The 24570-nt window shown below is 59.8% G+C and carries 23 protein-coding genes; 14 read left to right on the forward strand and 9 right to left on the reverse strand.

Annotated features, from left to right (window positions below; all coding sequences use genetic code 11):
- Positions 1 to 50 precede the first annotated feature (50 nt).
- Positions 51 to 857 carry a cyclase family protein gene (locus ACR0MV_RS15080; RefSeq protein ID WP_480702638.1) on the forward strand — a complete coding sequence of 269 codons (807 nt, stop codon included), beginning with the start codon at positions 51 to 53 and terminating at the stop codon, positions 855 to 857.
- The gene (locus tag ACR0MV_RS15085; RefSeq protein ID WP_480702639.1) at positions 841 to 1371 is read left to right on the forward strand and encodes a thioesterase family protein; all 531 of its coding nucleotides are present in this window, start codon (positions 841 to 843) and stop codon (positions 1369 to 1371) included. Before ACR0MV_RS15080 ends, ACR0MV_RS15085 begins: the two co-directional genes overlap by 17 nt.
- On the opposite strand, the gene ACR0MV_RS15090 is transcribed toward ACR0MV_RS15085, so the two are convergent.
- From ACR0MV_RS15090 to ACR0MV_RS15100, 3 genes are all read right to left on the reverse strand, one after another.
- Entirely contained in the window at positions 1368 to 5402 is a 4035-nt protein-coding gene (locus ACR0MV_RS15090; protein WP_480702640.1) for a translocation/assembly module TamB domain-containing protein, read from the reverse strand. The genes ACR0MV_RS15085 and ACR0MV_RS15090 overlap by 4 nt on opposite strands.
- Before the next feature lie 41 nt (positions 5403 to 5443).
- The gene (locus tag ACR0MV_RS15095; RefSeq protein ID WP_480702641.1) at positions 5444 to 7249 is read right to left on the reverse strand and encodes an autotransporter assembly complex protein TamA; all 1806 of its coding nucleotides are present in this window, start codon (positions 7247 to 7249) and stop codon (positions 5444 to 5446) included.
- 158 nt (positions 7250 to 7407) lie between these two features.
- A complete protein-coding gene (locus tag ACR0MV_RS15100; RefSeq protein ID WP_480702642.1) occupies positions 7408 to 8631 on the reverse strand; it encodes a urate hydroxylase PuuD in 1224 nt (407 codons plus the stop codon).
- Between the two features lie 96 nt (positions 8632 to 8727).
- Between ACR0MV_RS15100 and ACR0MV_RS15105 the strand changes: the two genes are divergently transcribed.
- The gene (locus tag ACR0MV_RS15105) at positions 8728 to 9651 is read left to right on the forward strand and encodes a LysR family transcriptional regulator (protein WP_480702644.1); all 924 of its coding nucleotides are present in this window, start codon (positions 8728 to 8730) and stop codon (positions 9649 to 9651) included.
- A 204-nt stretch (positions 9652 to 9855) separates the two neighbouring features.
- Here ACR0MV_RS15105 and uraH read toward each other — a convergent pair whose 3' ends face one another.
- Positions 9856 to 10212, reverse strand: coding sequence for a hydroxyisourate hydrolase (gene uraH / locus ACR0MV_RS15110; protein ID WP_480702646.1), 357 nt, complete (start codon positions 10210 to 10212; stop codon positions 9856 to 9858).
- A gap of 161 nt (positions 10213 to 10373) precedes the next feature.
- On the opposite strand from uraH, the gene puuE reads away from it, so the two are divergent.
- Positions 10374 to 11792, forward strand: coding sequence for an allantoinase PuuE (puuE, locus tag ACR0MV_RS15115; RefSeq protein WP_480702647.1), 1419 nt, complete (start codon positions 10374 to 10376; stop codon positions 11790 to 11792).
- Entirely contained in the window at positions 11789 to 12277 is a 489-nt protein-coding gene (locus tag ACR0MV_RS15120; RefSeq protein ID WP_480702648.1) for an ureidoglycolate lyase, read from the forward strand. The genes puuE and ACR0MV_RS15120 overlap by 4 nt, the downstream gene beginning before the upstream one ends.
- 93 nt (positions 12278 to 12370) lie before the next feature.
- Here ACR0MV_RS15120 and ACR0MV_RS15125 read toward each other — a convergent pair whose 3' ends face one another.
- The 3 genes from ACR0MV_RS15125 to ACR0MV_RS15135 form a co-directional block, all read right to left on the reverse strand.
- Positions 12371 to 13357: a type I glyceraldehyde-3-phosphate dehydrogenase gene (locus tag ACR0MV_RS15125; RefSeq protein WP_480702650.1), complete on the reverse strand. Its 987-nt coding sequence runs from the start codon at positions 13355 to 13357 to the stop codon at positions 12371 to 12373.
- A 54-nt stretch (positions 13358 to 13411) separates the two neighbouring features.
- Complete coding sequence (locus ACR0MV_RS15130; protein WP_170465617.1) at positions 13412 to 13735, reverse strand: hypothetical protein; 324 nt, start codon at positions 13733 to 13735, stop codon at positions 13412 to 13414.
- Between the two features lie 89 nt (positions 13736 to 13824).
- A complete protein-coding gene (locus tag ACR0MV_RS15135; protein WP_480702652.1) occupies positions 13825 to 14658 on the reverse strand; it encodes a bifunctional allantoicase/(S)-ureidoglycine aminohydrolase in 834 nt (277 codons plus the stop codon).
- A 175-nt stretch (positions 14659 to 14833) separates the two neighbouring features.
- On the opposite strand from ACR0MV_RS15135, the gene ACR0MV_RS15140 reads away from it, so the two are divergent.
- Positions 14834 to 15190: a hypothetical protein gene (locus ACR0MV_RS15140; protein WP_170426747.1), complete on the forward strand. Its 357-nt coding sequence runs from the start codon at positions 14834 to 14836 to the stop codon at positions 15188 to 15190.
- Between the two features lie 7 nt (positions 15191 to 15197).
- Here the strand turns inward: ACR0MV_RS15140 and ACR0MV_RS15145 are convergent, their stop codons facing one another.
- Positions 15198 to 16133 carry a 2-hydroxyacid dehydrogenase gene (locus ACR0MV_RS15145; protein ID WP_480702654.1) on the reverse strand — a complete coding sequence of 312 codons (936 nt, stop codon included), beginning with the start codon at positions 16131 to 16133 and terminating at the stop codon, positions 15198 to 15200.
- A 128-nt stretch (positions 16134 to 16261) separates the two neighbouring features.
- On the opposite strand from ACR0MV_RS15145, the gene ACR0MV_RS15150 reads away from it, so the two are divergent.
- The 4 genes from ACR0MV_RS15150 (at position 16262) to ACR0MV_RS15165 (ending at position 19966) form a co-directional block, all read left to right on the forward strand.
- Positions 16262 to 17497 carry an acyl-CoA dehydrogenase family protein gene (locus ACR0MV_RS15150; protein WP_170426745.1) on the forward strand — a complete coding sequence of 412 codons (1236 nt, stop codon included), beginning with the start codon at positions 16262 to 16264 and terminating at the stop codon, positions 17495 to 17497.
- Positions 17498 to 17508: 11 nt separating this feature from the next.
- Positions 17509 to 18312 carry a thioesterase family protein gene (locus ACR0MV_RS15155; protein WP_480702655.1) on the forward strand — a complete coding sequence of 268 codons (804 nt, stop codon included), beginning with the start codon at positions 17509 to 17511 and terminating at the stop codon, positions 18310 to 18312.
- A gap of 74 nt (positions 18313 to 18386) precedes the next feature.
- Positions 18387 to 19034: a DUF1007 family protein gene (locus ACR0MV_RS15160; protein WP_480702657.1), complete on the forward strand. Its 648-nt coding sequence runs from the start codon at positions 18387 to 18389 to the stop codon at positions 19032 to 19034.
- Positions 19019 to 19966 carry a nickel/cobalt transporter gene (locus tag ACR0MV_RS15165; RefSeq protein ID WP_480702658.1) on the forward strand — a complete coding sequence of 316 codons (948 nt, stop codon included), beginning with the start codon at positions 19019 to 19021 and terminating at the stop codon, positions 19964 to 19966. The genes ACR0MV_RS15160 and ACR0MV_RS15165 overlap by 16 nt, the downstream gene beginning before the upstream one ends.
- Here ACR0MV_RS15165 and truA read toward each other — a convergent pair.
- Positions 19963 to 20730, reverse strand: a complete 768-nt coding sequence (gene truA / locus ACR0MV_RS15170; protein WP_480702659.1) for a tRNA pseudouridine(38-40) synthase TruA — start codon at positions 20728 to 20730, stop codon at positions 19963 to 19965. The genes ACR0MV_RS15165 and truA overlap by 4 nt on opposite strands.
- Positions 20731 to 20837: 107 nt before the next feature.
- On the opposite strand from truA, the gene ACR0MV_RS15175 reads away from it, so the two are divergent.
- Genes ACR0MV_RS15175 through ACR0MV_RS15190 form a run of 4 tightly spaced genes read left to right on the forward strand, consistent with a single transcriptional unit; the run spans position 20838 to position 24452 of the window.
- Positions 20838 to 22253 carry a YcjX family GTP-binding protein gene (locus ACR0MV_RS15175; protein WP_480702660.1) on the forward strand — a complete coding sequence of 472 codons (1416 nt, stop codon included), beginning with the start codon at positions 20838 to 20840 and terminating at the stop codon, positions 22251 to 22253.
- A complete protein-coding gene (locus ACR0MV_RS15180) occupies positions 22250 to 22705 on the forward strand; it encodes an N-acetyltransferase family protein (protein WP_480702662.1) in 456 nt (151 codons plus the stop codon). Before ACR0MV_RS15175 ends, ACR0MV_RS15180 begins: the two co-directional genes overlap by 4 nt.
- On the forward strand, positions 22698 to 23687 hold the full coding sequence (locus ACR0MV_RS15185; RefSeq protein ID WP_480702663.1) for a YcjF family protein: 990 nt from the start codon (positions 22698 to 22700) through the stop codon (positions 23685 to 23687). The genes ACR0MV_RS15180 and ACR0MV_RS15185 overlap by 8 nt, the downstream gene beginning before the upstream one ends.
- Before the next feature lie 54 nt (positions 23688 to 23741).
- Positions 23742 to 24452 (forward strand): VIT1/CCC1 transporter family protein, encoded by a 711-nt coding sequence (locus tag ACR0MV_RS15190; RefSeq protein ID WP_170465595.1) that lies wholly within the window; start codon positions 23742 to 23744, stop codon positions 24450 to 24452.
- Positions 24453 to 24570: the final 118 nt, after the last annotated feature.

The following is a 24570-nucleotide window of genomic DNA, read 5'->3' on the forward strand; positions in this document are numbered from 1 at the left end:
CAGCCGCTTACCTGCAGCCAACCCTGTCACCGGTTCTGAAGGAGGTGCATATGGCTCGCCGTTTTGTCGATTTGTCCGTTCCGCTGGAAACCGGGATTGTGTCTGATCCGCCGATCATGCTGCCTCAGATCGAATACCTGACCCATGACGAGACTGCCGAGCAGGTGATGTCCTTCTTTCCGGGTCTCAAAAAGGAAGAGCTGCCGGGTGGCGAGGGCTGGGCCATCGAACGCCTGCAAATCGCTACGCATAACGGCACCCATCTGGACGCGCCTTACCACCACCATTCGACGATGAACAACGGCGAGCGGGCTATCACCATCGACGAGGTGCCCCTGGAATGGTGCATGAACCCTGCGGTAAAGCTGGATTTCCGGCATTTCGACGATGGCTATGTGGCGACGGCCGCGGATGTCGAGGCGGAGCTGAAGCGGATTGGGCACGAATTACAGCCCTTGGACATTGTGGTCGTGAACACCTCAGCCGGGACGCAATACGGGCAGCCGGACTACCTGACCAGGGGTTGCGGCATGGGGCGCGAGGCGACCTTGTACCTGACCGAACGCGGGGTGCGAGTGACCGGAACCGATGCCTGGAGTTGGGACGCACCGTTTCCCTTGACCGCACAGGAATATGCTGAAACGCAGGACGCATCTATAATCTGGGAAGGGCACCGGGCCTCGATCGAGGTTGGGTATTGTCACATGGAAAAGCTCACCAATCTTGAAACCTTGCCGCCAACGGGGTTCGAGATTTCCTGCTTCCCGTTCAAGATCAAAGGGGCCTCAGCCGGGTTCGTCCGCGCCGTCGCGATCTTTGATACGCAACAAGGAGACCGCGATGGAAATGACGCCTGAAACACGCGCTGGCCATGACGGACCATATGATGCGCCGGTCGAGTTTCGCGGGTTCACGGCGCGGCCCGAATGGATCGACTACAACGGTCATATGAACGTTGGTTACTACGGTGTGGCTTTTGACAATGCACTCGAACTGTTGATGGTCGACCACCTTGGCCTGGGTGAGGCACAGGTCAACGCGATGGGGCAGGGGCCGTACATCCTGCAGTCACATATGAACTTCCTGCGCGAAGTCCTCGAGGGTGAAGCGTTCAGCATCCGATTTCGTCTATTGGATGCCGATCACAAACGCGGTCACTATTTTGCGCAGATGGTTTCGGAAAAGGATGGCGCCGTCTGCGCCACGCAAGAGGCGCTGTTCATGAATGTCAGCCACACCACGGGGCGGTCGATTCCCTACCCGGATTGGGCTGTGACACGGCTACAGCAAATGGTACAGGACCATGCCTCACTGGACCCAGCACCAGAAGTTGGACAGCCGATCGGCATTCGCAATAAACAGACCGTTTAGTAGTCGCGGGAAAAGAATATCCCGACCCCGGTTTCACCCCGGCCATCCACCGTGCCTTTGACGGTGAAACTATCGGTCACATCCAGGTTCAGGTTCACCTCGGTATCGCCCTCGGTATTGACGGTGAAGTCGGTGTAGAGGTTGTCGCTTAGGTAGGCACCGGCCCCGAACCGGCCAGCGCCGCCATCGGACACGCCGATATCCACCGTGTCGACCCCTGTTGAATCGCGCAGGCCTTTTGTGGCGTCGCCGCCTGCACCGCTCAATTGGGCCAGCGAGGCCGCCATTTGCGCGATCACAAAGGGCGACAATTCCGAAAAGCGATTGCCGAACAGCAGCATCGCCAAGGCCTCTTCAGCGGGGCGTTCCGGATCCGAGAACACGTTGACCTCGGGCGCGTCCAAAGGCCCGGCGATTTCGATGGTGGCCGAACCGTCGGATGTGCTGGTCGTGGATTCGAACTCGATATACGGGGTCAGGTCGCCCTGAAGCGTCACCAGTCCTTTGGTAAGGGCCAGCCTGCGGCCCAGAATGTCGATGTTGCCCCGGATCAGCTCAATTTGTCCGGAGGGGATAACCGAAGCTGTCGTGCCGCCGATATTGATCCGTCCGCCCAGTTCCGCATTCACCCCGCGCCCGCGCACAAACACGGCTTTGGGGGCCAGCAGACTGATGTCCAAGGCGATGCGCGAGTTGCTTTTTTGCCCGCCCTCTTTTTCAACCAGGCCCGCGCGTTCACGGGTCAGGAAACCTGCGCTGGTTTCGTTCACGTGCTGGATCTCGGGGATGGGCGCAGCCCCCAAGGCACCGGTTGCGGCTGCAAGGTTGATGTTGGTTTCGTCGAACGTAATCTGACCGGCGATCGAACTGTTTCCGGCCAGCGCGCCGGTCATCGCAACTTGGCCGTTCAGCGTCGTTTCAAACAGCAGTTTATCCGTCAGCACCAGACTATTGAGCGCAGCGACGATGTTCGCGTTGAATGGCGGCGTAAGGTCAACTGGACCGTTGACGGTAAAGTTGCCGCCAGCACGGGGACCACCGCTTAGCGATATCGTGGCGCGGCTTTGCGCCAGTTCGACCGCGCCGCTAATGCCCGTGAATGTTTGCCCAACATCCGGAAGGGCCAGAGATGTGCCAGAGGTTGTGATCGAGCCGGACAGAGACTCAAGTGCGGGTTTTCCCGACAATTTCAGGTCATAGCGGGCGGTACCATCAATCTTGTTGGGGGTGATGAACAGGTTGGCGATGCCCAGATTGACGCCGCCGGTCGCGGCCAAGTCCGCTTCACCGCTGCCTTCATCGAAAGTGCCAGAGATGTTGCTGTTGATCTGCGCCGGGCCTTCCGCCTGCGTGTCGATTGTCCAGACACCCTTGTTGCGTTTGGCCGTGCCCGTGGCGGCGATCGTGCCGGGAAACTCGGGCGCGAACCGTTCGATCCGGTTGAACTTGGCATCAAAATCCAGATCGGCCGTACCGTCGCTGTCAACTGTGCCCTCAAGCTTGGCATAGGAACTGTCAGGGCCGTTCAGGTTCATGGTGCCCTCCAACCCGGAAGAGGTCGGGGCCACATTTCCGGCCAATGTCAGCGGGCCGGAGAGGGTGTTCAGAATGCGCGCCAGATCATCCAGCCGGACCGAGTAATCCAGCCCGCCAGACTGGCGGTCCAGCTTACCCGAAGCGGTTGCGGTGATGGCAGTTCCGTTCAGGCGGAAGGTGCGAATGTCGATGACCTGCGCCTCTTTCGCGGCATCGATATCCAGGGTTGTGCGACCTTGGATTAGCTTGTCGACAATCTCGATGCCGGTCTGAATGTTGTTGGCGTCCAAGTCGCCTTGAACGTCGAATTCCTTGCTGGACAGGGTGCCGTTACCCTTCACATTGGCCGAAATCGATCCGGCCAGATCGCGTCCGGCCAAGCCGGAAAACAGAGACAGGTTCGGCACGTTCAGTTGCGCCTGTCCATCGGCCGACAGGTCACCGGTTGGGTCATTCACCACGGCCTGCACCTGCGCAGTCAGCGCGCGGCCGTTGACCGAGGCGTTGCGAATGTCGACGCGATCTGCGGTTCTGGCACCGTCCCATTCGATCTGCGTGCGCCCCGACAGCAAGGGATCAATGTCGGTCAGCCCGGTCTTGATGTTCTGGCCTGTCACATTGGCAGTGCCATCAAATTCCAGCGTTTGTACCGTGCCTTTGCCTTGCACGGTGGCCTGAACCGAACCGCTCAGCTCGCGCTTTGCCAGACCTGAAAAAACGGACAAATCCGACGCGCTGACCCGCGCTTGGCCGTCGATGGTCAAGTTGCCATCTGGCGTGGTCACAACACCACTGGCGACGGCCTTGGCGGCCTCACTATCCAGATCAAACTCACGGATGGTGATGCCGTCTGTGCCCCGGCTACCGTCCAATGTGATCGTGGTTTCTCCGGTGATAACAGGGTCGATATCGTCGCGGCCCGTGGACAAATCGCGGCCCTCAACGATGACTTTACCGTCAAAGCTCTGCTCCAGGGGCGAACCTTTGCCGGTTACGCTGGCTGAAACCTGTCCGGCAAGATCCAACTTTGCCAGATCCGAAAATCGCGACAGATCGGTGGCATCCAGTTTGGCCGTTCCGTCAACCGTCAAGCCGCTGGTCAGCCCGGCGATCAACGCGTCCAACGCCAGCGTGTAATCCGATCCCACAAGTTCGAACCCAGACAGGTTCAGCGACTGGTCGCTGCTGTATTCGAACTGACCATCCAACGTGATGCGCTGACCCAACGCCGTCGTCAGTGCTTGATCCGCCATGTCTATGCCATTGACTGCAACCTGAACGTCACCATCAACGGTCAGAACCTCGCCTTGGTCCAAGGTGCCTTGGGCGGTGATCCTTGCATCGTCCAGTTTGGCCTGTGGGGACTCAAAATCGTTGGCGGTCAGGCTCAGGTCCCAAAGGTTGCCGTTCTGGCGATCGAACAGAGCCGACAGTTGCGCCGACTGGATCGAAGTATCGCCACCCGCCACCGGCAGGACGACCGCCTCTCCATCCGGTGGCGTAATGCGCCCTTGCAGGGCCGCCAGTTGCAGTGCCCCGCCTTCTGCCAACTTCAGTTCACCCTTCAGGTCCAAGGCTTGTGTGGTGAGCTCAAGGTCCGAGATGTCCAGAGCGCCTTCGGGCTTGGTTTGACCATCGACGAAGAGCCGCGATTTGGGTCCAAAGAAGGGATCAATCTCGGGACCCAGAAACGGGGTCAGGTCACCGTTCAAATCTGTCGTAAAGGCAATGCCGTCCGCCGCGCCGCCTTCGGCAGCTTGAAGTCGCACTTGCCCGGTGACACGCATCTGGTTGTCACTGCTGAGGCCGATATCGGCCGTGAAGTCCGTCAATGGCCCCGCGCCTTGGGCGGTCAGGCCGATCGGAGGACTGTCGGGAATGTTCAGCGCAGTTGAAATCAGACCGCCCGAGGCCTCATTCACCTGCAGATCCAGATTGATCTCGCGCGAGGTGTTCTGAAACCCGGCTGTCATCTTGATCTCATCGCCTGCGCGGTCCAATCGGATGATGTCCAGATTGGTGTCCAGCGCCCCGTCTGCCAAAGACAGGTTACCCGTCACGCTGAGATCTGCGGCGACACCAATCAGCGGCTCGCCCAGGGACAGCTCATCCACCCGGATTTCACCGATTTCGATAGAGACCGGCAGCTCGGGCAACTGAAACGGTTGTGTTTCAACGGATGCGGGCGGCTCTTCCTTGGTGGTTGTGCCAGGCGCGCGGGCAATGTCGATTTCCTGTGCCGTCAGGGAATTTACCGAGAACCGCCCCCGGAAAAGCGCGAGGCGATTCCAATCCAGTTCGGCATCCTTGATGGTCAGCCAGACACCTTCGTCATCGGCCACGGTAATCTCAGCGATGGTTGCGCGGGCGCTTAGGGCACCTTGCAGCCCGGTCACGGTGACGTTTTGGTCATCGCCCGACAGCGTATCCTGCAGAAAACGCTCGAGCATGCTGCCGCCTTCTTCCTGCGCGGCAAGCGGAAGGGGGGCGGTCACAACCAGACCCGAAATCAACCAAGGATATGCACGACGTCCAATCAAAATGCCTGTCCGATCCCGATATAGAACTGCAACCCGTTGCCCGTATCGCCCTGAACCGGGACGGCGAGGTCAAGTCGCAGAGGCCCAAATCCGCCCAGATCGTACCGGACCCCAAGCCCGGCACCCGAATGGTATTCTGCCCCGCTGCCGATGAACGAGGACGTGTCGACCGTACCGTAGTCGTAAAATCCGACCAGCGATATGGCCTCGGTGATTTTGCCTCGAACCTCGGCGGACAGTCCAAGGAACGATTTCCCGCCCGCTACGCCTGTGCCAACCGGAATCCCAAGGCTTTCGTAAGGCTGACCACGCACGGTACCGGCACCACCTGAGAAAAACAGAAAATCCGGGGTCACACCATCGGGCGAGGGGCCAAGTACCGACCCCAGTTGGACGCGGCCTGCCAGAACCAGCCTGTCGCTGGATCCAACGCGCGTGTACCCGCGGCCATCAAAGAACAGCCGGATGCCGCTTTCGGTTTCAGATAGGCCAGCAAAAGGTGTGACCTGCGAGTCGAGGTAAAATCCGCGCGTGGCACTGACTTTGCTGTCCCGCCTATCCCATTCCGACCGGAAGGGCAGGACGAAATAGCGGAATCGGCGGTCGTCGCCATAGGCGTCATCGGCGCTCGACCATTGGAAACCGGCTGCGGCCTCTGCGTACAGACGGTCAGAGAACGTCCTTCGTGCACCATAGGCCAGCGAGGCCACCGTCACGTTGTAGTTTTCGGTATTTCGCCGTTCTAACAGGGCATTCCAAAAAGTGTTGTCATCCGGGCCCAGCCGGTCGGGTTGATCCAGACGCAGGCCGATCCGCCCGTCAATGTCCTCGGCTCCGCCAATGTTGCGGATGGCGGCCTCGAACCGCAGGCGCTCTGCGCGGCGGAACACGTTGCGGTGGGTCCATGTTGCGGTCAGGTCGAGCCCGTCGCGCGATGCCAGCTCAAGCCCGAAGGTCAGTTGGCGTTTTGGCAGATCCTCAAACGTGGCATCGAAATCCAGCGTGCCGTCGGGATTGGGTGTTTCACGCTCTTCAATAGCGACAACGTTAAAGGTGCCGGTCCGCCGCAGCCGAGTGCCGACCTTCTGGATTTTCTCCGGAGAATAAACTTCGCCCGCGGGAAAACCGGCGATTTTTTCAATCGAACTGTGGCGCACATCCGAGTCGCCCTGGATGATCATTTTGCCAAACCTAAGACGCGGGCCGGGGGCAAGATCAATTTGCGCATCCAGTTTGTCTTGGGCGTGGCGCGCGATGACCCTTTGGTTGCCGACTTCGGCCTTGGCGTGCCCGGCGTTGCGCCAGCCCTGCACACCCGCCGATGCGGCCTGCTGAATGGCGCCGGTTGTGGCCACTTTGCCGACCGCAAATTCTTCGGGCAACTCTGTCTCAGGTGTGACCGGCTGAACGATTGCCTCGCCAAAAGTGAACTTGGGACCTGTCTGCACCGTTATTACCGCGCGGTTGATCTGCGCTGGTACGCTGAGCGAGCTAATCTCGGCGGCCTCTATCCCATCCAGCTTTATGCTGACGGCAGGGCCAAAGTAGCCCTCATCATACAGGATCTGCACCATTGTGCGGTAATCCGACAGCGCGGCCGACAGGATTTCCAGCGGCGTATCCAGGCCACGGGATTCAGCGGTCGCAACTGATGAGTTTTCTTCAAGCCGTTCTACAAGCTCTTTTGACCCGCCCGGAGCGGTCAGTGTCGTTTCCAGCGCGGCCAAAGTGGTCGGCAAGGACATCGCAAACGCGCCGAGAAGGCAAGTCGTCAAAAAGGCGCGTGGCCTGCTCCCCGGCATGTGATAGCTCCAACTGCCCCAAGTCGAAATCTCTTTCGCCGTCTTATGGATAGCGACGGCTGCTAATATTCATGTTAGAGCATCAGAGACGTTGCAGGAAAAGAGATTATCTTGTGCCGGGAGAATTTTGCAGCGTGTGTGGTGGATCGGTCTCGGGATCAGGATCCGGCATTGCGGAACCAGCGGATGATGGCCTCGCGGTCTTCGGGTTCCATATAGGTTACATTGGCGGGTGGCATGGCGTGGCTGACGCCTGCCTGCAGATAGATTTGCTGCGCATTTCGGGCGATGTCGCCTTCGGTTTCCAATAGAACACCCTTGGGAGCCCACAGGATGCCCTCCCACACGGGTTCGCGCGCGTGGCACATGGAGCAGCGCCCCAGAACAACATCATGTGCCTGTTCAAACCCATCCGCAGCGGCGAACTTCTGTTCGTAAGGCGTCAGCGGCTGTGCCTCGGCCTCTTCTAATGGTTTGTACATCGGGGCGGTGGACAACCACATGATCGCGATGAACAACAGTGCAGTCACAAGCCAGGTCCAGGTCGGATTCCCGGCCCGAGCGTGGCGCGTATTGAAATAGTGCCGGATGGTTACGCCCATCAGGAAGACCAGCGCCGCGATAATCCAGTTGTATTCGGTGGCAAAGGCCAGCGGGTAGTGGTTCGACAGCATCAAGAACACGACCGGCAGCGTGAGGTAGTTGTTGTGGGTCGAACGCAGCTTGGCAATCTTGCCGTATTTTGGATCAGGCGTTCTGCCGTTCTTGAGATCATCCACCACGATCCGCTGGTTTGGCATGATGATGAAGAACACGTTTGCCGTCATGATTGTTGCAGTGAATGCCCCGAGATGCAGCATCATCGCGCGCCCGGTGAAAATCTGGTTGTAGCCCCAACCCATTGCCACCAGCAGCACAAACAACAGCACCATCAGCAGCGTGGGGCGTTCGCCAAGCCCCGATTTGCACAGGAAGTCATAGACCAGCCAGCCGACGGTCAGCGAAGCTGCCGAGATCAGAATACCCTGCCACAGTGCCAGATCGGCCTTTTGTGCATCAATCAGATACAGCTCTCCGCCAACCCAATAGACGATCATCAGCAGGGCCGCCCCGCTGAGCCATGTCGCATAGCTTTCCCATTTGAACCAGGTCAGGTGGTCCGGCATGCGCTCTGGCGCGACCAGATATTTCTGGATGTGGTAGAAGCCACCGCCATGCACCTGCCATTCCTCGCCATCCGCAGGGCCGGGGATGTCGCGATTCAGGCCAAGGTCCAGCGCGATGAAGTAAAAGGATGATCCGATCCAGGCGATAGCGGTGATGACGTGCAACCAGCGCACGGCAAAAGCCATCCAATCCCAGAACACGGCAAAGTCGTACATGCGAAAGCTCTCCGGTTGGTTGCTGCCACACTAGGCAACGGGCACTTTCTTCGGTATTCCCGGATATTGTCAAACTGTATCAAAAAAAACGAAAAGATGTCCTATCTCGACAATATCCGAACCTTTGTGCGTGTCTATGATCTAGGCAGCATGTCCGCCGCCGGGCGAGACCTACGTATTTCGCCCGCAGTGACATCGGCGCGCATTTCCCAGTTGGAAGATCATTTGGGTGTGCGTCTGTTCCAGCGAACAACACGTAACCTCAGCCCGACCGAGCAGGGGCGGGCGTTCTATCCCGGTGCTGTGGCCGTTCTTGATGCAGTGGATGACGCCGAAGCTCAGGTCGTCCATCTGACCGAAGCCCCGCGCGGGTCTTTGTTCGTAGCGGCTCCGCTAGGCGTTGGTCGCAGGTTGTTGGCCCCGCATGTGCCTGATTTTCTGTCGGAATACCCGGAAATTGACGTGCGCCTGCGGTTAACCGACCGGTCCGTCGACCTGACCACCGAGGGGTTGGATCTGGCCTTTTTCATCGGCCAGCCCGAAGACAGCACCTTGCGAATCCGCAAAATCGCCGACTGCCCGCGCGTCTTGTGCGCTGCCCCGGCCTATGTCGAATGCAGGGGGATGCCGTTGACCGGAGCCGATCTGGTCTCGCAACGGCATGAGTGCCTGAACCTGAGGTTCCCTGGCGCAACTGAGTTTCAGTGGCAATTGGAAACGCCTGACGGCCCCAAACGGTTCGCAGTGTCTGGCCGGTTCGAATGTGATGACGGTGACGTGCTGACGGATTGGGCGCTGTCAGGGCAGGGGATCGCGATGAAGCCGGTTTTTGAGGTGGCCGAGCACCTGAGTTCCGGGCGTTTGGTGCCGGTTGCGGTCGAAACGCCGCCTGTTTCGGTGCAAATGGCGTGCCTTTACACTCATCGTCGCCATCAGGACCCCAAAGCGCGGCTGTTCATGGACTTCATGATTGAACGGATCAGTAAAGTGGTTCGCGCATCGGAAATCTCTGACTCTTAAAGCTCCCGCCGTTGTTTGCGCCCTTCGGGCGCGACACAACGTTGGGCCGGGCACCGCGGCAAAGCCGCGGTGCGTCAATGTGGTTTCAGGCGAAACGAAAATATCTGCGCGACCGCGCCACACCCGGCAGGGGGTGGCGCTTGGCCCAACCGGAGGAGCCCCGTCAGGGGTGAAGGACGGGCGGGAGCCTTGCCAGCTTAGAGGTCAGCTGCCCCGATAGGTCGAGTAACCAAATGGCGATAGCAGCAGCGGAACGTGGTAATGCGCGTCCGGTTCGGACATGCCGAAGCGAATGGGCACCTGATCCAGAAACAGCGGGTCTTCGTCGACCTGTCCGGTTGCGCGCAGGTAGTCCCCGGCAAAGAAAACCAGCTCATAAGTCCCGGTTTCAAACGACTCCTGCGGTAGGATCGGGCTGTTGGTCCGACCGTCCGCATTGGTTTCCGTCTCGGCGATCTTGCGATGAGAATTCCCGGACACGCGGTAGAGTGCAATTTTTAACCCCTCAGCCGGGCAGCCGCGCGCCGTGTCCAAAACATGGGTTGTCAGATAACCAGCCACGGAGGTCTCCTTTGATTTGTCTTTTGCTTTGTTACAGTCTGGCGCAAAGTTCGAAACAGTTGAAATGCCGAAAGAACCGGAAACAGCGTTCGGATTGATTTGATAATCATTGACGCGCTTCTGGGCTAAAGCTGTTCTGAAGCACAAGAATGGAAGAAGCCATGCAGCCCCCTCGTTATCCTCGTGACATGATCGGCTACGGTGCCAACCCGCCGGACGCAAAATGGCCCGGCAATGCCAAGCTGGCTGTTCAGATCGTGTTGAACTACGAAGAGGGCGGCGAGAATTGCGTGCTGCATGGCGATGCCGCGTCCGAGGCGTTTTTGTCCGAGATCGTGGGGGCTGCGCAATGGCCAGGTCAGCGCCACTGGAACATGGAATCGATCTATGAATACGGATCGCGTGCGGGGTTCTGGCGCTTGCACCGGTTGATGCAGGATTTGCCGATCACCGTCTATGGTGTTGCCACAGCGCTTGCACGCTCACCCGATCAGGTCGCCGCGATGAAATCGGCAGGTTGGGAGATTGCCAGCCACGGGCTAAAATGGGTGGAACACAAGGACATGCCCGAGGATGAAGAGCGCGCGCAGATCGCCGAGGCCATTCGTCTGCATACCGAGGTCGTCGGTGAACGCCCCCGCGGCTGGTATACGGGTCGGTGTTCAGAAAACACCGTGCGATTGGTGGCCGAAGAGGGCGGCTTTGATTACGTCGCCGACACTTATGCGGATGATCTGCCGTATTGGATGCAGGCAGGTGTTCGGGATCAGTTGATCGTGCCCTATACGCTGGACTGCAACGATATGCGGTTTGCCACGCCACAAGGGTTCAACTCTGGCGATCAGTTTTATTCCTATCTCAAAGACAGTTTCGACGCGCTTTATGCCGAGGGAGAGATGGGCGCGCCCAAGATGCTGTCGATCGGTTTGCACTGCCGCCTGATTGGGCGACCGGGCCGGGTGATGGCCTTGAAGCGATTTTTGGACTATGCGGGCGGCTTTTCAGATGTCTGGTTTGCCACGCGGTTGCAGATTGCCCAGCATTGGGCCGAAACGCATCCACCTGCGCAGTATCCGAAACCTTCGCAGTTGGCGCGGGATGAGTTTGTGGCGACCTATGGAGGTATTTTTGAACACTCGGCTTGGATCGCCGAAAGGGCCTATGATCTGGAATTGGGTCCTGCGCATGACACGGCGGGTGGGTTGCACAACGCTCTGACCCGCATGTTCCGGTCCGCCTCAGAGGAGGAGCGGTTGGCTGTGTTGACTGCGCACCCTGATCTGGCTGGAAAGCTGGCACAGGCGAAGCGGTTGACGCAGGAAAGCACGTCCGAACAGGCGTCGGCGGGGTTGGATGCTTTGACGGATAGCGAGCGCGCGGCGTTCACCGATTTGAACCAAAGATACACCGAGAAGTTCGGCTTTCCGTTCATCATCGCCGTTCGGGATCACGACAAAGCGTCGATCCTGCAGGCGTTCCAGCGGCGCATCGAGCAGGACCGTGACACCGAATTCGCCGAGGCCTGCCGCCAAGTCGAACGGATCGCCGAATTTCGTTTGCGGGACATTTTGCCCTCATGAGTGTTCGGATCAAGACCGCGCCTTTGACAGCTGAGGCTTTTGCCCCGTTCGGGGATGTGCTTGAGGTCGCAGGTGACCCAGACAAGATCATCAATCAAGGGCATTGCGGCCGGTATCATGATCTGGCTCGGCTGGATTTCGCGGACGGGCGTGCGGGGATAAGCTTGTTCAACGCCAATCCAAGGGCGTTGCCGTATGAGCTGGACATGGTCGAACGGCATCCTGAGGGCAGTCAGGCATTCATACCGATGACACATCAGCCTTTTCTGGTCATCGTGGCCGCTGACGAGGGTGGTAGACCGGGGCAACCGAAAGCGTTTGTCACCAAACCCGGGCAGGGTGTGAACTATTTCAGGGGCACCTGGCACGGGGTGCTGACGCCGTTGCATGGGCCAGGCTTGTTTGCCGTGATTGATAGGATCGGAGAGGGCAGTAATCTCGAGGAATTCTGGTACGAAACCCCATTTGAGGTTGTGGAAGGCTAGGGCTCTCCCGCCCGGTCCCGGCGCATCAAAGATGCTTGTGACCCGTTGGGCCGGGCAGCGCGCGGGCAAGCCCGCCCGCTGCGGTACCGCGGGTCAATGCTGTGTCATCAGGCGGGCAACGTCCAGCATGCGGGCGGAAAAGCCCCATTCATTATCATACCAGCCAAAAACCCGGATTTGATGTTCCCCGACCATGCGTGTTTCGGGGCCAGCGATCACAAGTGACTCAGGCCGGGTGCGTAGGTCGGACGAGACCAGCGGCTGATCGGTCCAGCCCAGAATGGGTGATGCCTGTGCAGCTGCCCGCAGTTCCGCCTGAAACGATTCTGCTGACATACCACGCTCTAGCGTCGCCACCAGGTCGATGGCTGACACGCTGGCAGTTGGGACCCGCACTGCCGCGCCTGTGATGCGGCCGGCCAGATGGGGCATGACTTCGTCTATCAGGTGCGTCGCGCTGGAGGTGGTGGGTACCATCGACAGCGCTCCCGCTCGGGATCGGGCCAAATCACCGCGAGGGGCGTCCACCATCGGTTGGCTGTTGGTATAGCAGTGGATCGTCGTCATATGCGCTGAGGCGATGCCGCCGATCTGGTCCAGCACCTTGACCAGAGGCGCAAGTCCGTTCGTCGTGCATGAGGCATTGGACACGATACGTGCATTGCCCAGTTGATCTTCGTTGGCACCCAGAACAACGGTGATTTCAGTTGCGGGCGATGGGCCAGAAATCAGGACTTTGCCGGCCCCGGCGGTCAACCCTTGGCTGGCCACATCCGAGGTTCGCGCGACGCCGGTGCAATCCATCAGAACATCGACGCCTGAAAGATCGACATGCGCCAGGTTGGGGCTGTGCGTCATGGGAAACGAACGCCCATCGACGACCAAGACCCCGTCGCCTTGTTCAACGGTGCCCGGATAGGGGCCAAACGTGCTGTCGTATTTGAAAAGGTAGGCGCAGGTCTCAAGCGGTGCGATATCGTTGATCAGCACCAGCTCGATACCTGCGCCCTGCGGCATAGCCAACAGCTGCCGCAAGATCGTGCGGCCGATGCGGCCGAATCCGTTGATTGCAAGTTTCATGCGCAAGCTATGGCAGCGCGCTGCCAATAGCTCAATGCCCGTTCTGACCTATGGTCAGTTGCAGCTGACCTGTGAGAAGAACTGGCCGGAAATGTTCTGATACATACTGGCCACAATGGGGCGGCATCCGGTCGCTTGCTGAATGGCAGCGATGGCCTGAAGGGTGCGCAGTCGCGGTGGCGGGCCAAACGGGTTCAGATTGTTGTTGTCGCGCGTCGCACGGTACACGACCGGAGCGTCCGAGACCTGCGTCACCGCCCAGGTGCGGCTCATGACAAACACCTGTTTGGTTTCTTCCTTTGCGGCGACAGGCGTTGCATCAAATGCTGTCAAACCAATTCCTGCTGCAAGTGCCAGCATCGTTACGCGCAGTACCATTGAACAATCTCCAGTGCTAAAAACCGCTGTTATTTCACCAGATTCAGGGGCTTCTGTGAAGCCCTGCGTGAAAAAAAGCGTTTAAAAGCCTAGCGTTTGGGCAACGTCAGCGGCATGTGCCGGTTCACATCCTTGTAAAGCAGGTACCGAAACCGCCCCGGTCCACCCGCATAACAAGCCTGCGGGCAAAAGGCGCGCAGCCACATATAGTCACCGGCCTCGACCTCGACCCAATCCTGATTCAGCCTGTAAACCGCTTTGCCTTCCAGCACATATAGCCCGTGTTCCATCACGTGGGTCTCGGCAAAGGGAATCACGCCTCCGGGTTCGAAATTGACGATGTTGACGTGCATGTCATGGCGCAAATCCTGCGGATCGGCGAAGCGAGTCGTGGACCAGCGGCCTTCGGTGCCGGGCATTTCGTTCGGTGTGACGTCGCGCTCATTTGTGATGATCGGGTCGGGTGCGGGCAGGCCTGGCACAGCTTCGTAAGCTTTGCGAACCCAATGAAAGCGCGCGGTTTTTTCGGCTCGGTTGTGCAGAGTCCAGTCCGATTCCGGTGGGATATAGGCGTAACCGCCAGTGTCCAGAACATGGACTTGACCGTTCAACGTCAGGGTCACCTCGCCCTCGACGACAAACAAAACGCCCTGCGCTTGGGGGTCTGTTTCCGGGCGGTCGCTGCCGCCGCCCGGCTGAACCTCCATGATGTACTGTGAAAATGTCTCGGCGAACCCGCTGAGGGGGCGGGACAAAACCCAGAGCCGGGTGCCCTCCCAAAATGGCAGGAAGCTGGTGACGATGTCGCGCATCGTGCCTTTGGGGATCACCGCATAGGCGTCAGTGAACATGGCGCGGTCGGTCAGAAGTTGGTCTTGTCCGGGATGTCCGCCTGTCGGCGCATAGTAGGTCGGCTGTGCCATTTCATGCCTCTGGTTCGTTGTTCGGGCACTATGAGGGGATTGATCGGGCGCTCCTAGCGGCCGAGTCGCGATAGGTTTGTTCGGTATTATTTGAAGGTCGGGCGGCAGGGCTTGGCCGCAGTTCGCCCGCGGTATAGTCTTGAGGTCAAACTTATTTCAGCAAGGCGAGAAGATCATGAAAGCCTGGATTTCACCCCTGTTCGCTGCCGCCATTCTGGTCGGCGCAGGTTCACTGGCGCAGGCCAAGCCAATTTCGAGAATCATTGCCGAGATGGGCTTGACCCCCGAGGATTTCAGCGTCGTGAACGCGACAACCACCGAGATACTTGCTGGCGGAATGCCCCAGGTCGGGACCGAGCGGAACTGGTCAAATGCAGACACTGGATCAAAGGGTACGGTGCGCGTGCGTGAGGTTCGCGACAACTGCGTGCATTTTCAGCATTTCATCCAACCCGCAGGGGCCGAGCAACCGCGCGAGGTCAGAACCCGCAACTGTCGTGACGCCAGCGGCAACTGGGTTCTGGCCCCTTGATCAAACCTCAATAGCCGCGCGTGCGATCGACCTCGTGCAGCAGCGGTGCGCCTGAGGACAAACGACGGAAGTTCTCGGCCACGTCAGACAAGGCCTCGCCCAGATGCCAGCCCGAGACATGGGGCGTGATCGTGACGCCGGGATGTGTCCATAGCGGGCTGTCCGCGGGCAACGGCTCTTTGCTGGTTACGTCCAGAACGGCGTGACCGGGCGTTCCGCGGTCCAAAGCCTCGATCAGAGCAGATTCGTCGATCAGATCTCCGCGTCCTGCGTTCAGCAATTGGCTGCCGGGTTTCATGGCCGCCAGCATGTCAGCGTTGAACAAACCAATGGTTTGTGGGGTGGATGGCAAAATGGCGCAGACATGGTCGCATTGCCCCAAGACTTCTGGCAGCGCGTCGTCCCCGTGCAGGCAGGTGACGCCTTCGATTTCTTTCGGCGACCGGCTCCAGCCGACGACCTGAAACCCAACGGCGCGCAGCATCCGCGCGCTGCGGGCACCGATATGGCCCAAACCCAGCACGCCAACCACGGTGTCAGGTGAGAATCCCGGAGCTTTGGGCAACCATTCGGACTTACGCTGGGCGGCTTCGTGAAACGCCATGTTGCGCTGACGATGCAGGATGTAGGCCACGAACCACTCGGCAATGCCCTGCGCCGGTGCGTCGGGCTTGAGGCGGGCGATGCGGACGTGATCGGGCAGGTTCGGGTTGCTGACAATCGTTTCGACCCCAGCACCCAGTTTCTGCACGAGTTTCAGGTTCGGCAGCCTTTTCGGGTGGTCATTCTGCAGCCCGACAACCGCGACCATCGTGATCTCGCCTGCGTCGCCGATCGTGTCGGGTGTGCGTACATCCGTATCGGGGTGCATTTTTCGGATTTCATTGGCGATGTCATCGTCACTCATCCAATCGGACAGCCCGGTTTCGATCAACAGCGCCATAATTCATTCCCCGTAGTTTCATTTTGATTGAGTTGACGTTCCGTCACACAGCTAGACATCACGTCCGCAGCTAAGTCATTCTCTGCTCAAAGGTAAAGCCCGGTCTTTGGGCCTGAGGAGGGAAATTTATGAACATGTCATTCGGCCTGCGCGAAGAAAACCGCGCTCTGCTGCAACGCGTTGCAGATATGATCCGGGACGAGATCATGCCGCTGGAAGAGGAATATCAGGCCGAAATCGACAAGGGTGATCGCTGGCAATACACCGAGCGTCAGGCAGAGATTCTGGAAGGGTTGAAAGCCAAGGCCAAAGCCGCAGGGTTGTGGAATTTCTGGCTGACGGACAGCGACAAGGGCTTTGGGCTGAGCACTGTGGAATATGCCTATTTCGCCGAAGAGATGGGCAAGACGCCCCTCGGCGCCGAGGTCTTCAACTGCTCGGCCCCCGATACCGGCAACATGGAAGTGTTCGAGCGGTACGGCTCGGACAAGATGAAAGAACAGTGGCTGAAACCGCTGCTCAACGGCGAAATCCGGTCGGCCTATTTGATGACGGAACCGGATGTGGCGTCTTCGGATGCGACGAATGTATCGATGTCTTGCGTCAGGGACGGGGATGACTATGTTCTGAACGGCGAAAAATGGTGGTCTTCCGGTGCAGGCGATCCGCGCTGCAAGGTCTATATCGTCATGGTCAAGACGGCGGGGGATGAACAGCCCAAGCACAAGCGTCAATCGATGATCGTGGTCCCGGCTGATGCGCCGGGCATCGAAATTCTGCGTCCCATGCAGGTGTATGGCCATGATGACGCGCCGCACGGCCACATGCATATCCGCTTTACCAACGTCCGGGTCCCGGCCGACAGCATCCTGTTGGGCGAAGGGCGCGGGTTCGAGATCGCCCAAGGGCGTCTGGGGCCGGGCCGTATCCACCACTGCATGCGCGCGATTGGTCAGGCCGAGTCGGCGCTGGAACAGATGTGCAAACGCGCGCTGCAGCGCGAGGCGTTCGGCAAGAAACTGGCGCAACTGGGCGCGAACTACGATATCATCGCCGAGTGCCGGATGGAGATAGAGATGGCCCGCCTGCTGTGCCTGAAAGCCGCCTGGTACATGGATCAGGGGGACGCCCGTGCGGCGGCCCCTTGGATCAGCCAGATCAAGGTCGTCGCTCCGCGTGTCGCTTTGAAGGTCATCGATGAGGCCGTGCAGATGTTTGGCGGGCAGGGGGTCAGTCAGGATACTCCGTTGGCTACAGCTTGGACTCATGTGCGGACGTTGCGGTTGGCTGATGGTCCGGACGCGGTGCATCGCCGTCAGGTGGCCCGGGCCGAGTTGAAGAAACACACTCAGGAAAAAGTCTGAGGGATACGATTGTGTTGAAACCGGATCCAAGCGAACAGACCTATTTCCACATCCGGGCAGACGGAGCCTTTATAGGCAACGATCCAGCACGGGGGCCGTGGTCTGCAGATCACTGTCATGCCGGGCCGGTCAGCGGCTTGATCGTTCGCGCGGCAGAGACCGAGGTCGGGCCGGAGAAGATGCTGACCCGGTTGACGGTGGACCTGCTGCGGCCGCTCCCGCTTAGCGGACTGCGGGTGGCCGCTGAGACCACGCGCCATACCAAGACGCTGGCGACGACTCGTGTCACAGTCCACGATCTGGACGACACCTTGTGCGCCACGGCCACGACCATGCACATGGCGCGCCGCGATTTGGGGCCCGTTCCAAATGTTTCTCTACCAGCCCCTCTGCTTGATGACGCGGTAACCGGGCCCTTCCCGATTGGCGAAGTGCGCCATGGTCTGCCGGGTTTTGCGAACCACTCGGACATCCTCTACCCCAAGGGGGGCAATCAGAAGGCCGGGCCAAAGACGGTCTGGATGCGTACGCCACCTTTGCTGGAAGGCGAGGCGCAATCTCCGATCCAGTCGCTGTGCCCGCTTGCAGATTGCGGCAACGGCATATCGTGGAATGCGCCAACGTCCAAAATGGGGTTCATGAACACCGATCTGACCGTGCAAATTCACCGAGAGCCCGTTTCAAACTGGCTGGCCTCGCAGTCCGTGTCACATTGGCAACCGTCGGGAATAGGGATGTCGCAATCGGTTCTGTTCGATACCGAAGGACCGGTCGGAACGGCCCTGCAGACCCTGGTATTGTTCCCGCCCGCGTGAAGCGCTTGGCCAGTTCCTGCGCGGCGGCACCGAAACGCATTGCCGGGCACCGGGCAAAAGCCTATCTTTCACCTATGCGCTGGCTCGTAACCATACTGTCCTGCTGTCTGCCGATCCCGGCATTGGCTCACCCGCATGTCTTTATCGACACCGGATTGGAGTTTGTTGTGGATGACACAGGCCGACTGACCCACGTCCGGGTGACTTGGGCCTATGACGAGCTGTATTCGCTGTTCCAGCTTGAAGAAATGAAGCTGGACCAGGATTTTGACGGAGTTCTGACGGAAAGCGAAAAGAAGTTCCTGTCAGGTTTCGATGCCGAATGGGTCGAAGGGTATAACGGCGATCTCGTGGTCTATGCGGACGGCGCGCCGGTGTCTTTGTCCGGCCCGATGGAGGCGCAGGCCACGACCGAGGATGGCCGCATCGTCACCACCCATCTGCGCGAAGTCTCCGGGGGCGGGGTGCCTGCCAATGCCATCACGGCGAAAGCTTTTGATGAGACTTACTACACCGCCTACGAGGTGACGCGCCCGGTGACCGTCTCCGGGCCTTCGTCGTGCCAGATCAGCAGGATCGACCCAGATATTGATGGCCAGCTGGCCCAAATGCAGGCTTTTTTACGCACCCTAGACGCAGATTACGACCTTGAAGAAAATGATATCCCGCTGGTCGGGGAAAGTTTTGCGACCGAGATTTTCGTTTCATGTCCAAATACCTGATTGTCCCAGTCGCCATCGCTATCGGGCTGTTGCTTTGGTTTTGGGGCAGCGGTGGATTTGACCAACTGGCTGCCTGGGCCGCTGGAGAGCAGCGCGAGTTCCAGAACCAGATTGCCCGCTCATTGCGCGCCGCACGTGCGGAACAGCCCGAGGCCGTGGCAACGCTGCTTACCGTCTGTTTTGCCTATGGCTTTTTTCATGCGGTTGGCCCGGGGCACGGAAAGGTCCTGATCGGTGGCTACGGTCTGGGTCGGAATGTGGCTTTCCTGCGCTTGTCGGCGATCAGCGTGCTGTCCAGCCTGGGGCAGGCGGTGACTGCGATTGTGCTGGTTTACGCCGGGGTGCTGGTGTTTCAGATGTCCCGCGACAGCCTTGTTGGGACAACCGAGCAAGTTATGGCTCCAATCAGCTATGGGGCGATTGCGGCGATCGGCGTATGGCTGATCTTTCGCGCTGTGCGCAGTTTTGCGCGTCGGTATCGCACCGAAAAGGCGCATCACCACGATCATGACCATCACCACGATCACGGTCACCACCATCACGACCATCACCATGATGATGACGTTTGCGCGGATTGTGGGCACCGCCATGGCCCCACGGCCGAAGAGGTGGCGCAGGTCGGAAGTCTGCGCGAAGCCGCCGTTCTGATCACAGGAATTGCCGCGCGCCCCTGTACAGGTGCCTTGTTCGTTCTGATCCTGACCTGGCAGATGGGCATCGCCATGGTGGGCATTGCCGGTGTTTTCGCGATGGCGCTGGGCACCGCAACCGTTACGACATTGGTTGGGTGGACCTCATTCGGGTTGCGTGGGGGCCTGCTTGCCTCGGCTTCGGCTGCGCGTTTTGCCGCGGTTCTGGCCCCAACGATTGAACTGGTCGCCGGGCTGGTGATCGCAGTTGTGGCCGGTGGCCTGCTGCTGCGTGCGCTTTAGTCAAAAACTGGCGCAGGATAGCCGACACGCGCCAGATACAATCCTTGCGGCGGGCAGACCGGACCGCAAGTGGCGCGGTCGGTGGCCTCCAGAGCATCCCGCACATCTTCTGGTGACCACGCCCCCGCGCCAACGCGTTCGAGGGTGCCGACAAAACTGCGAACCTGATTGTGCAGAAAGGACCGCGCGCGAACGTGAAAGTGGATTTCGGGGCCTGAAAACCCCTGAACCTGTTCAACCTGCAGCTCATCCAGAGTTTTGACCGGGCTGGCGGCCTGGCAGATTGAGGACCGGAAGGTCGTAAAGTCATGCTGCCCGATCAGCATATCCGCGCCCGCCTGCATCGCATCGACGTCCAGCTGGTGATTGATCTGCCAGACCTGTCCGGCATCATGGGTGGCAGGTGCGCGGCGCATCAGGATGCGGAACAGGTACTGACGTTCCAACGCAGAAAACCGCGCGTGCCAGTCGTCGTCCACCCGCGCGGCTTTGACAATGGCCACTGGCTGCGGCTTGAGGTGATAGTTCAACGCCTCAGACAGGCGAAAGGGATCCCAGTCTTTGTCCAGATCACAATGGGCCACCTGACCCAGCGCATGCACGCCCGCATCCGTCCGTCCGGCTGCGGCGATGGTATGTTCGCCGGGTTGCAGCCGCGACAGGGCCTGTTCGATTGCACCTTGAACAGACGGCTGATCCTTTTGCCGTTGCCATCCGGCAAACGGTTCCCCTTGGTATTCGACTTTGAGCGCGTATCTGGGCATGGGCTGCTGGTAGCGCGCCCTGCATGAGGGGGCAAGGGTGGGAAACCACTGGTATGTCCGACAACCGCTACTTATCTTGGACCAAACGATAAAAGCGGGGCGACGGTTTGGTCATCTCATCTCTGGCAGACAGTCTTGTGCGCGGCGTCGAGTCCATTGGCGACAGCGTGTCCGAGACTTTTTTCGAGCCGGTGATCCGTCTTGGCGTCACCGGCTTGGCCCGGTCGGGTAAGACGGTTTTCATCACGTCGCTGGTGGCGAACCTGTTGGACCGTGGGCGGATGCCGGGCCTTGTTGCGCAGCAAGAGGGGCGGATCAGCGCCGCATATCTGCAGCCGCAACCGGACGACACCGTGCCTCGGTTCGACTATGAAAACCATCTGGCCGCACTGACCGGTCCGGAACCCCATTGGCCGGACAGCACCCGCGCAGTGTCTGAGCTACGCCTGTCGTTCAAGGCGCGGCCTTCTGGCTTGTTGTCAGGATTGCAGGGTCCCCGAACCATCCACCTGGACATCGTGGATTACCCGGGCGAGTGGCTGCTAGATCTGGCCTTGTTGGATAAGTCCTATGAGGTTTGGTCGCAGGAAACGTTGAAGCGCATTGCCAACCGGACCGAGGCCACGACTTTTCTGTCTTTGGCGCAAGGCACTGATCCCGAAGAAAAGCACGACGAACCCCAAGCACAATCGCTGGCCAAGGCGTTTGCGTCTTATCTGAATGCTGCACGCGATGCCGGGTTCTATGATTGTACGCCGGGGCGGTTTCTGTTGCCGGGTGATTTGGCCGGGTCACCGGTTCTGACCTTCGCGCCATTGCCGGTCGACGGCCACGGTCCGCGGCGCAGCCTGCATCGCGAGATGGAGCGGCGCTACGAGGCCTATAAATCCCAAGTGGTGAAACCGTTTTTTCGAGACCACTTTGCGCGCATTGACCGGCAGGTCGTATTGGTCGACGCGTTGGGCGCGATCCACAATGGCCCGCAGGCGGTCGAAGACATGAGACGCGCGATGGCGGATATCCTAGCAGCGTTCCGGCCGGGACGGAATGCATGGCTTAGCCAGTTGCTGCTGGGAAAACGGGTCGAACGCATTCTGTTTGCAGCGACCAAGGCCGACCATCTGCACCACACACAACACCCCCGTCTGACCAATATCATGGAGGCCCTGACCCGCGAGGCACGTGACCGCGCCAGCTTTGCCGGGGCCGAAACGGCGGCCTTATCGCTTGCTTCTCTGCGGGCCACGACCGAGGAAATTCGCGACCACAACGGTACTGAGTTGCCCTGCGTTCGCGGCACGCTTTTGGGCAGCGGTAAACAGGCGGCTTTCTACCCCGGCGATCTGCCCGAAGACCCATCCCATCTGCTGGGCCCGGCGCGCAACGGGTCCGACAGTTGGCTGGGTGAAGACTATGGGTTCATGGCCTTTGCCCCCGCGCATCTGACCTTGCGCCCAGGTGATGGCCCGCCACATATCCGGCTTGATCGGGCCGCTCAATTCCTGATCGGTGACCGGTTATGATGGTCAAGCTCCGTCCCGCCCGCAGCACGGATGCCGGTGCGACCGGCGAGATTTTGCACGGGTTCACCCGCGAACATGACTGGATGCCCGAACTTCACACTCGGGCGGAAACCATCGCCTTTTGTGGCCGGATGATCGAGCTTGACTGGATGACTGTGGCCGAAACGGACCTGGGGGTGGTGGGTTTTCTTTCGCTCAACGGGGACGAAGTGCACTCACTCTACCTTGCGCCCAACGCGCGGGGGCAGGGGATTGGTCAGCGGTTGCTGGACCATGCCAAAGCGCGCCGGTCCGAGTTGTCGTTGTTTGCGTTTCAGGCAAACCATGGAGCATTGCGGTTTTACGAACGCAACGGTTTCGTCGAAGCGGGGCGCAGCGATGGCGCCGACAACGACGAGAATCTCCCGGACATCAAATTTGTCTGGACCAGCAAAGGAGCAGCCGATGGCTAAAGGCCCGGTTCTGATAGATCTAGACGGGGATGAGCCCGCCGCCGACGTAGCACAGGCCCCTCCGGTTCCGGATATCGCAATGCCACAGGGGCAGGCGATGCAGGGCGCGGCACGCCTTGCCGCCCGCAAACCCTCGGCCCTGTCGCGCTGGTTCTGGGGATTGGCGCTGGCCGTGATCGGCGCTGTGGTGTCCGTGGCGGCGTGGGACTTTGTCAATTCTCTGCTTTTGCGCGCGCCGATCCTGGGATGGATCGTAACAGGGCTGTTCGCGGCTCTGGTCTTGGTTGCATTGATCATTGCCGTGCGAGAGCTGGCCGCCATCGGGCGCTTGTCCCGCGTGGACGGGATGCGTCACGCAGCGGATACGGCCTTGGCCGAAGAAGACCTGGCTCAGGCCCGCGCGGTCACGACCCGTTTGCTGGCGTTCTACAAAGGGCGCGAGGATACCGAATGGGGCCGTGACCGACTGTCCGAACGGATGGACGAGCAGTTTGATGCCTCGGGGTTGCTGACGCTGGCCGAGGATGAGTTGCTGGCCCCGCTGGACGTCGCCGCCAGCCGCGAGGTCGAGGCCGCCGCCCGACAGGTTGCGACCGTGACGGCCCTTGTCCCTCTGGCGCTGGCGGATGTGGCCACGGCGCTTGCGGCGTCTTTGCGTATGATCCGGCGCATCGCCGAAATCTATGGCGGGCGCGCCGGGTTTCTGGGCAGCTGGCGGCTGACACGGGCTGTCTTCGTGCATCTGGTGGCAACCGGGGCCGTGGCCGTCGGGGATGATCTGCTGGAGCCCGTGCTGGGCGGATCCGTCCTGAGTAAACTGTCCCGCCGTTTTGGCGAAGGGCTTGTAAATGGTGCGCTCAGCGCCCGCGTCGGCGTCGCCGCGATGGAGGTCTGCCGTCCGCTGCCTTTCTCGGACCGGCACAAACCGTCGACCCGAAGCATCATCAAACGCGCGTTGGCCGGTTTGTTTTCGAAAACTTGACCTGACGCAAAGTCATGCGGTCTGGCGGCGCGCATAGTGGTGCCAGAGCCAGCCATGACCGATCACGGACACAGCCAGCAAGAGATTGCCGCCCGCATCAACGCTCCTCCGGGGCGGGGGGTGCTGCGAGATGTTGTGTACGGGGGGATCGACGGGTCGGTCACCACCTTTGCGATCGTGGCCGGTGTTGCCGGGGCGGGTTTGTCCCCTTTCATCATCGTCGCGCTGGGGCTTGCCAACGTGCTGGCGGACGGGTTTTCCATGGCGGCGGGAAACTACTCTGGCACCAAGGCAGAGCTGGACAATATCCGGCGCATTCGCGCGGTCGAGGAACGCCATATCCGCTTGTATCCCAAGGGTGAACGGGCCGAGGTGCGCGAGATTCTATCACAAAAGGGTCTGTCCGGGCAGGTGCTGGAAGACGCCACAGATGCCATTACCGCCAATCGCGACAACTGGATCAACCTGATGATCGAAGGCGAGTACGGCCTGGGCAGCGTCGATCCACACCCGCTCAAGGCAGCGATGGCGACGTTTTTGGCCTTCCTTGTAGCTGGCATGGTTCCGTTGCTGCCGTTCCTGCTGTCGATGGACCGGGCTTTCGAAACTTCGGCAGCAATGACCATGGCAGTCTTTTTCGCAATTGGAGCCCTGAAAAGCCGATGGTCGCTGTCGCCTTGGTGGCGATCCGGGCTTGAAACCTTTGCGATCGGCGGGGCCGCGGCGTTGATGGCCTATTTGGTGGGCTCGTTGTTTCATCCATAGGGACCGAATTTGTTCCCTTGAAACGAAGCGTGGACCCTTGAAGCGCCGCTCCAGGTACTCTTCGCTGCAATTTACCAAACCCAGCTTGAACTTAGACTCGCGCAAGTTCATGACTTTT

The organism is Ruegeria sp. BC3, from assembly GCF_056539265.1.